The organism is Marinomonas vulgaris (assembly GCF_018145875.1).
Taxonomy (GTDB): domain Bacteria; phylum Pseudomonadota; class Gammaproteobacteria; order Pseudomonadales; family Marinomonadaceae; genus Marinomonas; species Marinomonas vulgaris.
Genome location: NZ_JAGSSV010000008.1, coordinates 1 through 13,238, shown reverse-complemented (window position 1 = coordinate 13,238; position 13,238 = coordinate 1). Strand labels below are relative to the sequence as shown.

At 45.9% G+C, this 13,238-nt stretch carries 11 protein-coding genes; 4 read left to right on the top strand and 7 right to left on the bottom strand.

Going from position 1 to position 13,238, the window contains the following annotated elements; genetic code table 11:
* Nucleotides 1-2: 2 nt before the first annotated feature.
* Nucleotides 3-620, bottom strand: a complete 618-nt coding sequence (locus tag J9B83_RS08300; RefSeq protein ID WP_211536294.1) for a YigZ family protein — start codon at nucleotides 618-620, stop codon at nucleotides 3-5.
* 65 nt (nucleotides 621-685) lie between these two features.
* Between J9B83_RS08300 and J9B83_RS08295 the strand changes: the two genes are divergently transcribed.
* Nucleotides 686-2,008 (top strand): DNA recombination protein RmuC, encoded by a 1,323-nt coding sequence (locus J9B83_RS08295; RefSeq protein ID WP_211536293.1) that lies wholly within the window; start codon nucleotides 686-688, stop codon nucleotides 2,006-2,008.
* Here the strand turns inward: J9B83_RS08295 and J9B83_RS08290 are convergent.
* The 5 genes from J9B83_RS08290 to J9B83_RS08270 form a co-directional block, all read right to left on the bottom strand.
* On the bottom strand, nucleotides 2,005-3,171 hold the full coding sequence (locus tag J9B83_RS08290; protein WP_211536292.1) for a cation diffusion facilitator family transporter: 1,167 nt from the start codon (nucleotides 3,169-3,171) through the stop codon (nucleotides 2,005-2,007). The genes J9B83_RS08295 and J9B83_RS08290 overlap by 4 nt on opposite strands.
* 230 nt (nucleotides 3,172-3,401) lie before the next feature.
* Nucleotides 3,402-4,298 (bottom strand): recombination-associated protein RdgC, encoded by an 897-nt coding sequence (locus tag J9B83_RS08285; protein ID WP_211536291.1) that lies wholly within the window; start codon nucleotides 4,296-4,298, stop codon nucleotides 3,402-3,404.
* 2 nt (nucleotides 4,299-4,300) lie between these two features.
* Complete coding sequence (locus J9B83_RS08280; RefSeq protein ID WP_211536290.1) at nucleotides 4,301-4,879, bottom strand: thymidine kinase; 579 nt, start codon at nucleotides 4,877-4,879, stop codon at nucleotides 4,301-4,303.
* Nucleotides 4,880-4,950: 71 nt separating this feature from the next.
* Nucleotides 4,951-5,253 carry a LexA regulated protein gene (gene ybfE, locus J9B83_RS08275; RefSeq protein ID WP_211536289.1) on the bottom strand — a complete coding sequence of 101 codons (303 nt, stop codon included), beginning with the start codon at nucleotides 5,251-5,253 and terminating at the stop codon, nucleotides 4,951-4,953.
* A gap of 69 nt (nucleotides 5,254-5,322) precedes the next feature.
* Nucleotides 5,323-7,371, bottom strand: coding sequence for a carboxy terminal-processing peptidase (locus tag J9B83_RS08270; RefSeq protein ID WP_211536288.1), 2,049 nt, complete (start codon nucleotides 7,369-7,371; stop codon nucleotides 5,323-5,325).
* Between the two features lie 123 nt (nucleotides 7,372-7,494).
* Between J9B83_RS08270 and J9B83_RS08265 the strand changes: the two genes are divergently transcribed.
* Both J9B83_RS08265 and pssA read left to right on the top strand, forming a co-directional pair.
* Entirely contained in the window at nucleotides 7,495-8,796 is a 1,302-nt protein-coding gene (locus J9B83_RS08265) for a M18 family aminopeptidase (RefSeq protein ID WP_211536287.1), read from the top strand.
* Nucleotides 8,797-8,974: 178 nt separating this feature from the next.
* Complete coding sequence (gene pssA, locus J9B83_RS08260) at nucleotides 8,975-10,312, top strand: CDP-diacylglycerol--serine O-phosphatidyltransferase (RefSeq protein WP_211536286.1); 1,338 nt, start codon at nucleotides 8,975-8,977, stop codon at nucleotides 10,310-10,312.
* Nucleotides 10,313-10,419: 107 nt separating this feature from the next.
* Here the strand turns inward: pssA and J9B83_RS08255 are convergent, their stop codons facing one another.
* Entirely contained in the window at nucleotides 10,420-11,688 is a 1,269-nt protein-coding gene (locus J9B83_RS08255) for an aromatic ring-hydroxylating oxygenase subunit alpha (RefSeq protein ID WP_211536285.1), read from the bottom strand.
* Between the two features lie 295 nt (nucleotides 11,689-11,983).
* Here J9B83_RS08255 and J9B83_RS08250 point away from each other — a divergent pair, with 295 nt between their 5' ends.
* On the top strand, nucleotides 11,984-13,111 hold the full coding sequence (locus J9B83_RS08250; RefSeq protein ID WP_236037206.1) for a hybrid-cluster NAD(P)-dependent oxidoreductase: 1,128 nt from the start codon (nucleotides 11,984-11,986) through the stop codon (nucleotides 13,109-13,111).
* Nucleotides 13,112-13,238: the final 127 nt, after the last annotated feature.

Genomic DNA, 13,238 nt, shown 5'->3' with positions numbered 1-13,238 from the left:
AGTTATGCGTTGTCCGGTTCAATTAAAGTTAAGCTGCCTTGGCATAAATCGATTAGGGCGATTTTTTGCTCAGGCCAGGTGCGTTCAATAACAGCAAGGTCGAGTACTATGCTGTCGCTATAAGTTTTTTCGGTGATTTCTATGTCACTTTGTTCAAGCCAATATTCGACTTTACCCAGTAAAGGGTAGGATATTTTTAGCTGAACAGGGAGGCGCGGATAAATATTTTCGTGTTCGGTGTGCGTTAGGGCTTCTTGCACCGCTTGGCTGTAGGCTCTGACTAGCCCGCCTGCACCCAATTTAATGCCGCCAAAAAAACGTGTAACCACCACGGTGGTTTCGCCGAAATCAGAATGTTGCAATACGTTTAACATGGGCTTGCCCGCTGTGCCTTTGGGTTCGCCATCGTCACTTTGGTCCCACAAATGGGCATTATTGGGTACACCGGCAACAAACGCCCAACAATTGTGGTTGGCATCTGGGTAACGCTGGCGCATTTCATCAATAAATGCCTTTGCTTGATCGCGACCTTTAGTGCGCGCCACATGGGTAATAAACTGACTATTTTTAATCTCTAGGTCAAAGCGTTGCGTGTGTGTTGGGCTTAGATAGTAATCCATGTAAACTTATCCACTTAACTCAAGAGTGATTGATTTTTCTACAAAAATAGCAGGTTGTTAATTATATGGCAGAGTGGCAATGGCAAGCCGTGTTGGTGTTATCGGGCTTTTGTATCGGTGCAATATTACTGTCTGCGGTCGCAGGCGTTATTGTACAGTCTATGCGTCGGCAGTGGCACCATGCTGATGTAAAAATGCAGCAACAAAATGAGGAATTGCAGCGCCTTTTGCAGCAATCGAAAGATCACATTCACTATTTGGAAAAAGAGTCGCTGACTTTAGAGCAGCAGTTTGCCGCAGCCCAAAGTGTGTGGCAGGAGAAAGAAGCGTTTTATCGTGAGCAAAAAAAGCAAAATGAAACTGAGTTCAAGCAACTTGCCCACGATATTATGAGCCATCAAGGTCAGCAATTGGCCAAAGAAAACGAACGCCAGCTTGGCTCTTTACTTACTCCCCTTGGGTCGCAAATTCAGAAGTTCCAAGAAAGCGTCGAGAAAAGCTATCAGGAAGAGGCCCGCGAGCGCTTTTCTTTGGTGAAAGAAATTAAGGGCTTGCAGCAACTGAATCAAAAAATCAGCGATGACGCCGTGAGCCTTACGCATGCCTTGAAAGGACAAAATAAGCTGCAAGGCGGCTGGGGCGAAGTGATTTTGGAACGCATTTTAGAGCGTTCTGGCTTAGAAAAAGGACGAGAGTATCAAACGCAAGCCTCGTATCAAACCGAAGAAGGTCGCCGCTTACAGCCCGATGTGGTGATTCACCTTCCAGAAGGTAAACAAATTATTGTTGACTCGAAAATGGTGTTGATCAGTTATTTGGCTTACATGGAGGCCGATACAGACGAAGACAGAAACCGTGCTTTGAAGCAGCACCTTGAGGCGGTGCGTCGTCACATGAAAGAGCTGAGTGCTAAGTCCTATCATGATTTACCGGGCGTGACCTCGTTAGATTTTGTGCTCTTATTCATTCCGATTGAAGCGGCATTCGGTTTAGCGTTACAAGGTGATAACGGCTTATTTAGCGAGGCGTTTGAGCATAATATTATCATTGTTGGGCCGTCTAACTTGTTGGCCACCTTGCGAACCATTCAGAACATCTGGCGCAACGAAAAACAAAGCCAAAATGCCATTGAAATCGCCCGTCAAGCAGGGGCCATGTACGATAAGTTTTCTGGCTTTGTACAAGACATGGACGACATCGGCAGCAAGCTTGAGGCGGTAACACGCTCCCACGATGCGGCACTGAAAAAGTTAACAGCAGGTCGTGGTAATCTGGTGTCCAGAGCGGAGAAGCTCAAACTGATGGGAGCGAAAACCAGTAAAGCGCTGCCTGCGGCGTATCTTCAAGATAACGCCACAGACGATCAAGAGAGTGATTCAGATCATTAGCTAGGAAACAGCCAGAACACAGACGCCTTGTTAATATAACGGGTGTTCTCTAGGTCGAACAAAATGCCAGCGGTGAGCTTTTTTAAGTCAGCGTTGTCTGGTGCCTTGTCGCTAAGGGCGACAATCTCCAAATCCAGCATGTTATTCAAATAATGCAAGCGAGTGTTAGGGATATCCACATAAGCCGAGTGCTGACGCAGTAGGAACCCTAAGTCCGCCATGATCTGGTGGCGAGCGGGTAATTGTAAATGTGGTGGTTTGCCTGATTTATCAATGAAGCTGTCGGTCTGGATTTTTTCATCTGTATCAATGTGTACCATCACATCTTCCACCTGAGGGTGGGCTTTTTTGACTGTGTACGCGACCAAGTCACCAAGGTAGTGGCCTTCACTCACGCTGGCGTGGCTAGGAACGTGAATATGCATATCGAGATACACTTTTCCGGCCATGGAGCGAGCGCGAACATCGTGAGGCGCCATAACATGCTTCAAGCTGTTGGCTGTTTCTTTAATTTGCTCGATCAATTTCGGGTCTGGCGCTGTGTCTACTAATTCGGCTAGGTTTTCCCACACCATACTGACCGCCATTTTGCCGATTAATAAAGCCACTACAATAGAAGCAATCATGTCAGCCCAGCCATAGCCAAAGTACACACCAGCCAAACCAATTAATACAGCGATGGATGACAGCGCATCACTGCGACTGTGCCACGCGTTAGCGACAAGCATTTTACTGTGAATTTTTTCGCCCGCTCGTTTGGTGTAATGAAAAATGGCTTCTTTGACGACTATGGTCAAGATCAACGCGGCCGCGCCATACCAAGTGAATTGTGCGAGCGAGGCGGTTGATGTAATGGATTCGTATGCAATGCCTACTGCAACAACAATAAGTACCATGCCTAGGAAAACCGTGGTTAGGGTCTCGAAGCGCAAATGCCCATAGGGATGGTTTTCATCTGGGCCTTTACGTGAGTTGGCAGAGGCGAAATACACAAACACATCGGTGACCAGATCCGACAGGGAATGGATACCATCGGCGATTAAAGCTTGAGATTGGGAAAAGTAGCCGGCAGCGATTTTGGCTAGTCCTAGTACACCGTCCCAAAAGGCGCCGACAAGAGTGACTCTTACGGCGATGTCTTGTTCTTTTTTTAGCTTTGTCATGAGGTATTTGACCCGTTGTAAACTGTCGATTATAGGTGCATACGAAGCGATAGATAGTAAGGCTCACTTTCGCTTATTTTCAAAATAATGAATGTTATACCATGCAATTTTATGAAGAAGTAGGTGGTTTTTTAAGCGAACTGAGTAAGGTGGGCTGATTGTCTGGCTTAGCCAATGTTCTCCCCAAGCTTATCCACGATATCTGTGGAAAAGCTTGGGTCAGTTCGATGTTATTGGATTTCGAACCACAAACAATAGGATGCGTAAAACTCACGCAGTGTTAACGACATTAATGAGAAGTTCGCGTCCATATCAGACAATCCTCCTCCCTGTGAATCGTTGAAAGCGGCTTCTTTAAGGGCATCGTCTACTTTTATTTTACGCAATGTTAAGTCATCGTGTAGTACAAAGCTTAGTTTGTCTGTCCAACGCAAAGCGAGGTTTTTGACGGCCATGCCTTCTTCTAAATGACGAGTAACGTCTTCGGATAGAGGTTCAAGAGATTTAAAACGTATGGTCGCTTTGTCTTCCGATGCGTCTTGGATCTCGCATTCTGCTCCGGTTTCTAAACTGGCGGGTACTTCGTTTTTGGTGAGCCATTGCGTCATTAAGGATGACGGTGAAACTTGTGCTTGTAAGGGCGCCATGGCAAAGCTGCCTAACGTGACTTGTAGTTGTTTAAATAGCAATTCCGTCATGCTGGCGTTGGTGCTGTTGAGAACCAGAATGTTGGCTTTTAAATCAAGGTAGGCCCAGATATCACTGCGTTTTGAAAATGCTTTAGGTCGTAAAGTAAAAACCAATTCGTCTTTTATATCTGACTTTTCTTTACGGCCCACTTTGCGGCCTTCAATCAATTCAATTTCGGCGACCTTGTTTTCGAGTTCCTCCCGAATAACAGAAGAGGGAAGGACTTTTTCTTCTTTGCCAGCGCGAAACAATAAACAGTGATCACTGGCAAGGCTCCATTGCTCGCTATTACGAATAAGAGGTAACCAACCGAAAGAAAACTCTTCTTGGGAGCCACACTCTTTTAGAGGGAATTCAGGGATTTTATTGATAAGCTCGTTTGTATCGAGTGATTCAATGTCTTTTAATTGGAAGATTTGGGCGTTTTTGAACCACATAATTACTCTCTTACGGCTTCTTTAAAATGTTTTCGACAAACAGACAGGTAACGATCGTTACCGCCTATTTCGACTTGTGCGCCTTCTTTTACAGGGATACCTTCGGCATTTAAACGAATGACCATAGTGGCTTTGCTGCCACAGTGACAAACGGTTTTCAATTCAATTAATTTATCTGACCACGCAAGCAGTGCTTGGCTGCCTTCAAACAGTTCCCCTTGGAAATCGGTACGAATGCCAAAAGCGAGCACGGGAATGTGCAATGTATCGACGATTTCAGACAGGTCATACACTTGTTGCTTGGTGAGGAACTGAGCTTCATCGATTAAAATACAGCTTAATGGTTGTCCGTTGGGCTCGTTTTCCACCAGCGACATGAGGTCAGTATGATTATCGAATAAGCTGGCATCGGCTGAAATGCCAATACGTGATGCGATTTGACCCGTTTCAAAGCGGTCATCAATAGACGCGGTTAGCAGTAACACTTTCATGCCGCGTTCTTGGTAGTTGTGAGCCGATTGAAGCAGAACGGTCGATTTCCCCGCATTCATTGCGGAATAATAAAAATACAGTTTGGCCATGGGAAGTCAGTAAAAATTGTTTGCGGGTGAATAAGGTCGGCAAGTATAACAAATCACTATGGCAAATGAGCTTATTTTTTCGTGCGGGTTTGGGCTAATACAGCTTTTGATTTGCCAAAAGTTTTGTTGATGTGCTGTGTGAGCCATTCTGTGCGTTTTACGCCAGCTTGTTCGCAAAGTGCATCGAGTTTAGCGATGGTGTCTTGTTCCACCACCAATTCTAAGCGCTTTAACCCAAGGGCTTTTTCCTTTTCACGTTGTGCACGCTTGTTGATTTTAAGTTGGTCTTTACGCGTTAAAGGTTGGGTGCGTGGTCGACCTGGGGCTTTACCAAATAGGTCGATTGTATTGCGATCGGATGACGCTTTAGCCATGGTGTTAAATACGTTCTTTTAAGATGATGAAAAGGGCGCACAGCTTAACAGTTGTGCGCCCAGATGACGTTAGTTTTGTGCGGTTTTCTTTTCTGCTTGTTCTTGCGCCATTTGGTTGGTGGCAATAAAGTCCAATAAAATCTCAGACGCTTCCTTTGCGTAGGTGTCTTCTTCTATGGCTTCAATGTCATCAACCGAGGTGAGTAATTCCAAGCCAAGAGCTTCTCGACGAGTATTCTCGCGTGTCAGTTCACGGGCTTTGTTTGCTTCTTGTTGTTCAAGTCGCGTGCTTTCTTTTAAAGAGATGTTTTTGTAGCTCTCTGTTTGCTCTTTGAAGTCTTCGATCTGATCGTTGATGGCAACGAAATTAGGGTCTTTGGCCATTCGAGCTTGATGGCGAGGTTCTAAAATTGGCAGATACGCTGGAATGTTCCAATAAACAGGGTAGCGAGTTTCGTGTATTTTGTCCCATGGCAGTGGGTTGTCCAGCGCGCTCTCACCAATCGCCTCTTTGTCTAAGAGAGAAGGGAAGGTGATATCAGGCATGACGCCTTTGTGTTGGGTGCTTTCTCCTGAAACGCGATAAAATTTAGCCTGAGTAACTTTTAGCTGGCCTTTGTCCATGTCTTGCAATACTTGAACTGTGCCTTTACCAAAGGTTTGATCGCCTAAAATCAAGGCGCGGCCATAGTCCTGCAAAGCACCGGCGACGATTTCCGATGCGGATGCACTCATTCGATTCACCAATACCGCCATAGGACCACTGTAGGTAATGGCTGTGTCCGTATCGCCTAACGGTGTGACACGTCCACCCTGATCGCGAATTTGAACGGTTGGGCCTGATGGAATAAACAGCCCTGTTAAGGCGTTGGCCTCTTGAAGTGAGCCACCGCCGTTATTGCGTAAATCCAAGATCAGAGCGGAAATGTCTTCTTGACGAAGTTCTTCAATTAAGTTTTTCGTATCACGAGTTGAGCTTTTATAATCTCTTTCACCCGCTTGAATGGCGGCAAAGTCAGAATAAAACGTCGGTAAGCTGATGACGCCAACCTTGTAGGTTTCTCCATCTCGTTCTACTTCGACGATTTCTTTTTGTGCGGACTGATCTTCTAGCTTGACTTTCTTACGCACAATTTTAATCTGTTTGCTGGTCTGAGTGTCGCCCTTACTTGGGGTGATTTCCAGCGTGACTGTGGTGTCTCGTTCGCCACGAATCATGTCGACAACATCGTCTAGGCGCATGCCAACCACATCGACCATGGGCTCGTCATCTTGGCCTACGGCGATGATGCGGTCATTAGGGGCAAGGTCGGTTTGTGTCGCGGCAGGACCACCAGGCACAAGACGCACGATTTTGGTGTAGTCATCGTCCATTTGTAACACTGCGCCAATGCCTTCCAAGGATAGACTCATGTTGATGTTGAATGTCTCGGATGCGCGAGGTGCAAAGTAACTGGTGTGCGGATCAATAGCCGAGGTAATTGCGTTGGCGAAGGTTTGATAAACATCCGTGGCGTTAGTTTGATCGACGCGCTTAAGCTGGTTTTTGTAGCGACGCTCTAAAATCGACACAATTTCTTCTTCGCTTTCGCCATTTAGCTTAAGTGTCAAGGCGCGGTTTTTAAGGCGTTTGCGCCAGTAATCGTCCAACTCAGCGTTGGTTGCCGCCCAGGTGAGTGCTTCAGGGTCTGCATTTAGGGATTCGTCGACGTCATAATTGAAGCTTTTCACCATATCTGGCAGGTTTTCTTGCAGCGAAATAAGGCGGCTTTCCAAACGATTCAAATAGAGATTATAAATGGTGTAAGCCACTTGGGTGTCGCCACTTTTTAGCGCATCATCAAAGCGGGTTTTGTATTTGGACAAAGCGGCTATGTCGTTTTTCAAGAAAAAACTTTTGCTTGGATCAAGCGCATCAATATAGTAATCAAAGGCTTTAGCCGAAATGGCGTCGTCAATAACGGGTCTGTTATAATGAATGCCTTCTAGCATCTCAACGAGCTCTTTTGATACCTTGTCGTATTCATGAGGCGGTTGCAATTCTTGATAAGCCAACGCGGAAGTTGAGGCGAAGGTGTAGCCGGTTAAAAGGCAAAGCAAAAGGCGTTTATAATTCATCCAGGATGGGTTCTCTCAGTCTAGTTGGAACGTCATAGTCAAAATCATATTAGACACAGGGCTGTAAAACCAGCCAAAGTGTTAAAAAGTCACTTTTTTACAGCATTGTGCTGACAGGTCATTATGGAACTTACACATTTTAACGACGATTTATTGTCCTTTCTTCATACGTCGCCAACGCCTTTTCACGCCACAGCGACGATGAAAAAACATTTATTAGCACAGGGTTTTGTTGAATTAATCGAATCTGAAGAGTGGGTGATTGACGAGGGCGGGCAATATTTTGTCACACGTAATGACTCCTCTTTGATCGCTTTTACTGTGCCTCAGCTTAATCTGAATCAACTCGGCTGGAGAATGATGGGGGCACACACCGACAGCCCGTGTTTGAAGCTAAAGCCCAATGCTCAGGTTGACCGTTTTGGTTTCCATCAGTTGGGTGTGGAGGTCTACGGTGGCGCTTTGTTGCATACTTGGTTGGATCGTGATTTGTCGATCGCCGGCCGTATTACCCTGAAAACACAAGGCGGCGAAATTGTGAGTCGTTTGGTGGATTTTGTTGATCCAATCGCGGTGATTCCTAACCTGGCGATTCACTTAAATCGACAGGCAAACGAGGGCTTTTCGGTGAATCCTCAAGAGGAAATTTTGCCGATTTTATGTGGCGTTGAAAACGAGTTTGACCTTCATGAGCTACTGAAAAGCCAGCTTAAAAAACAATATCCAGCGTTAGCAGTCGACAGTGTTCTTGATTTCGAATTGAGTCTGTACGATACCCAGCCAGCCGCCTTGGTAGGCTTGCATAAAGAATACATTTGCTCGGCTCGTTTGGATAATTTATTGAGTTGTTTTGTGGGGCTTAAAGCCTTGTTGGATTCGAAAGAACAGCGCCCAAGTTTATTGGTGTGCACGGACCATGAAGAAATTGGCAGCTTGTCAGCATGTGGTGCGAACGGGCCTTTCTTGGAAGATGTATTGCGTCGTTTAACACCCAACCCTGAGCAATATGTTCAAGCCATGCAGCGCTCTATGCTGGTGTCGGCAGACAATGCCCATGCTTTGCACCCTAACTACGCTCATAAGCACGATAAATTGCACGCTCCAGCAATTAATAAGGGCGCTGTGATCAAGGTGAACGCGAATCAACGTTACGCAACGAACAGTGAGACGGCCAGTATTTATCGGGACATCGCGGCTCAGGAAAACTACGAGGTTCAATGTTTTGTGGTACGCAGTGACATGGCGTGTGGTAGCACCATAGGACCGATCACCTCGGGTGAAATTGGCGTGCCAACCATCGACATTGGCTTGCCAACGTTTGGAATGCACTCCATTCGAGAGTTGGCGGGAAGCCATGATGCGTATGGGCTCTATAAAGTGTTAGTGCGTTTCACCCAGCGAGGCGATCTAATATCGCGCGTTTAATAAGCCACTTAAACATACTGCTTTCGTGAGACATACCCCATAGCACTTTGTTCTATGGGGTTTTTTTATGGCTTTTGATGGTCAAAAATACGCTTGTTCACACAATTGTCTTAGGAAAAATGAGAGGGATTTGTTACAGTCGCTCGTTAGTTTTTAATAAAGGTAGTGCATTTTCATTATGCCCATTCGATCTCTATTGGCTCCTGTGTCTTCTTTCGCCATCGCCCCCGATGCGTTTCGTTTCTTACATTCTGCAGCTGAATATCGACAGGTTTTGCTGGAAATGATCCGCAAAGCCAGTAAGCGTATTTACCTGGTGGGTTTGTATTTAGAAGATGATGCCGCTGGGCGAGAAATTTTAACGGCCATTTACGAGGCAAAACAGCGCAATCCCTCTTTGGATGTGGCGGTGTGTGTGGATTGGCATCGTGCTCAACGAGGGTTAATCGGCGCTAAAAAGGGCAAAGGTAATGCCGGCATGTATCAAGACTTTGCTGAGCAATACCCTCATAAAGTCCCCGTGTATGGTGTGCCAGTACGAAATCGCGAAGTGTTTGGCGTGCTGCACTTAAAGGGCTCTATTTTTGACGATACCCTGCTTTACACGGGTGCCAGTTTCAACAATGTGTATTTGCATCATCAGGATCGCTATCGATTTGACCGCTACCACCTGATTCAACACGCGACGCTGGCCAATAGCATGGTGAACTTTATCCTTGATAAGTTGATTCAACACCCTGCTGTGAACGATTTGTCTCGAAGCCCTTTGCCTTCCACAAAAGAATTGCGGTTTTCTATACGACAATGCCGTTTGGCATTAGGGAAAGCGTTTTACCAGCTGAAACACGAACCCTTAACGGATCAGTGTGTGGCTGTGACGCCTTTAGTTGGTGTAGGTAGGCGCAGAAATGCATTGAATAATCGTATCATTCGCATGTTGGCCGACGCTAAGAAAGAGCTGGTGTTGTGTACGCCTTATTTTAATATGCCCAAAGCGGTGCTAAGAGAATTAAAACGGGCGCTAAAGCGAGGTGTTAAAGTTCATATTATTGTGGGTGATAAAACCGCCAACGATTTTTACATTCCACCCGATCAGCCTTTTCGTGCAATCGCGGGCTTGCCCTATTTGTATGAGATAAATTTGCGTAAATTTGCTCGTGTGAACCAGAAATACATTGAGTCAGGCGTTTTGTCGTTGCATCTGTGGCAGCATGACAGCAACAGTTTTCACTTAAAGGGGTTGTGGGTTGATCAGTGCAGTATGCTGCTGACAGGACATAATATTAATCCAAGGGCTTGGTCGCTTGACCTTGAGAATGGTTTATTGATTGAAGACCCTGATAAGCATTTACTCGCTCAATTTACGGCCGAGTATGACAATATTTTCCAACATACCCACAGAGTGGCGTCGTTTGAGCAGTTGGATGCCATGGGCGATTACCCTTCAAAAATCCAGCGGTTACTGAAAAAAGTCATTCGAACTCGTGCTGATCGGTTGTTGAAGCGTATTTTATAATTGAAGCGTTTTGGTTGTTTCCGAATTCGACAACTTTCTATACAAGTGCGATGACCACTGAGATTTAGCGGTCATCGTGCTTTGAATAATGAATTATCGGCTTTTTGTTATGACAGGTTTTTCTGAATGGTATCTGAGTACCATTGTAAAAAATTGATCACCCCAAATTCGTAGGTTTGCGAATAGGGACCTGGTTGATAGCCGATTGAATTAATGCCCATCTGATTACGCTCTCCTAATATTTTATCCTGCTCATTCGTGGCATCCCATACATGACGAAGCTTGTCGGCGTCGTAGTCAACGCCTTCTACGGCGTCTTTGTGCACAAACCATTTGGTGGTCACTATGCTTTCTTGTGCTGACACAGGCAACACTCTAAAGACAATAAAGTGATCAGATTGCATGTGATTCCAAGAATTTGGCAGGTGTAAAATTCGCATGGAACCAAGTTCTGCATTGAGCACACGACCTAGTTTTTTTGAACACGCCGCTGAGCCGTCAATGGTCATTACCTTGGTACCTTTTTTGAGCGGCATACGTACGATGCGATTGCGCTGTGTTGCCCCAAAACTTCGGTGTTGATGAGGAATGCCTTCAGCATCCCATTCACTTGCTTGGGCGTTGTAATGATCGTGGAAATCCTGCGGTGCGCGAGGGTCTTCCGTGTCGTCCCATTCCAATAAGGTATTGAGTAATTCTGGGTGGCTGCCGGCGCAGTGGTAGCATTCGCGGTTGTTCTCAAGCACGAGTTTCCAGTTTGCTCTTTCGTGCATGGTGGATTCAACGGCTAGCTTGGTATTCTCCACATCGTAAGGCGCCATGTACTCGTTCAATGTTTCAAGAAAGGCGTCGAATTCATCGTCCGGTTGTGTCTTACCCAAACAGACGAAAATAAAGCCACCGGCGGTTTTGCAAAAGGCAGACTTTAAGCCGTGTTGTGTTAAGTCGAAGTCTTTGTTCATTTCTGTGCCGGCAAATAATAAATTGCCTTTCAGATCATAAGTCCACTGATGATATGGACAGACCAGATTCGCCACCTTGCCTCTGTGCTCAGTGCAGATAAGAGAGCCACGGTGACGACAAGTATTGTGAAATGCCTGAACCTTACCTTCGCCGTCGCGAACTAGTAGCACCGGATTTTGACCAATTTCCACCGTAAAATAGTCGCCTTTTTTGGGTATCTCACTGGTCATACCAACAAAAAGCCATTCTTTCTGAAATATTTCCTCCATATCGATTTTGAACAGGTTCGGATCGTTATATAAGGGTGCATCGAGCGAGTAGTGGCTCAGACGATTCGCGAGCATGGTTTTCATATCACTTTTTGCATCCGCAAGAGAGGCGTGGCGTTTGTTGATCAGGTCTTGTTGATTCATCTTTCTGGGCCTTAAATGACAAAAAGAATAATGGGGTTACCGGCTCGAAGTGTTGTCGGTAATGACGAACGTATAATCTCCTAAGCAGAGGGGACGAAAATGCCCATTAGCGACACAGGTTGATACCTAAATCGACGCGCAACGGCGTAGTTGGTAAGGCTTTGACTGCCACGAGCAACTTCTTGTCGTTTAGAGTTAATTAGCGGGATTCACCAGCATTCAGAATGAAGGTGAAAGGCCGGTTTTGGTGGCCAGCTGTTTATCCATTTTCATGCTCATCAATAGAGATTTCAATATGACCAATTCCTCTTCTCCAATCGTGAATGCCGACTATTTGGCCCCAGTAAACACTCAAACATGGGTTAATGGTCGTCATAATGTGCGCTGTGTCAAAGTGATTCATGAAACATGGGATGTGCGTACGTTTTGCTTTATGGCTCAGCAACCGGTGATGTTTTTCTTCAAGCCAGGTCAATTTGTTACCTTGGAATTGGACATCAACAACCAGCAGGTAATGCGCTCTTACACCATTTCTAGCTCGCCATCGGTTCCTTACAGCTTTTCGATCACGGTGAAACGTGTGCCGGGTGGCGAGGCGTCAAATTGGTTGCATGACAACATGACCGTCGGGATGGAGTTGGCGGTGCACGGGCCGGTTGGTCAATTTAACTGCATCGATTTTCCTGCGGAAAAAGTACTTATGTTGTCTGGCGGTGTTGGCATTACGCCACTTATGTCTATGGCGCGCTGGTGGTTTGATACCAATGCCGATGTTGACATGACGTTTATACACAGCGCACGTTCTCCTCGCGATGTGATTTTTACCCGAGAGCTGGATCACATGGCCGCTCGTTTGGATAACTTTGGTTTGTACCTCATTGTTGAAAGAATGGAGAACGGGCTGCCTTGGCAAGGGTATCGTGGTTATCTTGATGCTGCCAAATTAGACATGATTTCCCCCGACTTTATGGAGCGAGAAATATACTGTTGTGGCCCAACCCCTTACATGAAAGCAGTCAAAGCGTTATTGAAATCACGGGGCTTTGATATGTCGCATTACCACGAAGAGTCTTTTGGCGCGACGCCAGCCGACGTGGTGGAGGATGCAAAAGAGCAAGCCGAAGTGGCTCAAGCCGAAGCGGATGCTGTGAATCAAGACGATTTATTGCGTATTGAGTTTGCGACCAGCGGTAAGAGTATTCAGATCGGCGAAGGGGAAACCTTACATACTGCGGCAGCAAAACTGGATTTGATGATTCCCAAGGCGTGCGGTATGGGCATCTGTGGTACTTGCAAAGTTTTGGTAAAAGAAGGTCAGACGCAAATGGATCATAACGGCGGTATTACCGATGAGGATGTAGAGGCTGGCTACGTTTTATCTTGCTGTACCGTGGCGAAGTCGGATGTAGTTATTGAGTATTAAGTCTGTTGTGTTGGTAACGCTCTGGCTGTTCAATGAGTAGAAATACATGGCTAGGGAAGATGCGAATAAGTCCCGCGCATGAGACAATTCATTTTTAACCTTCGAGCCTGACCATGTCACATCAACT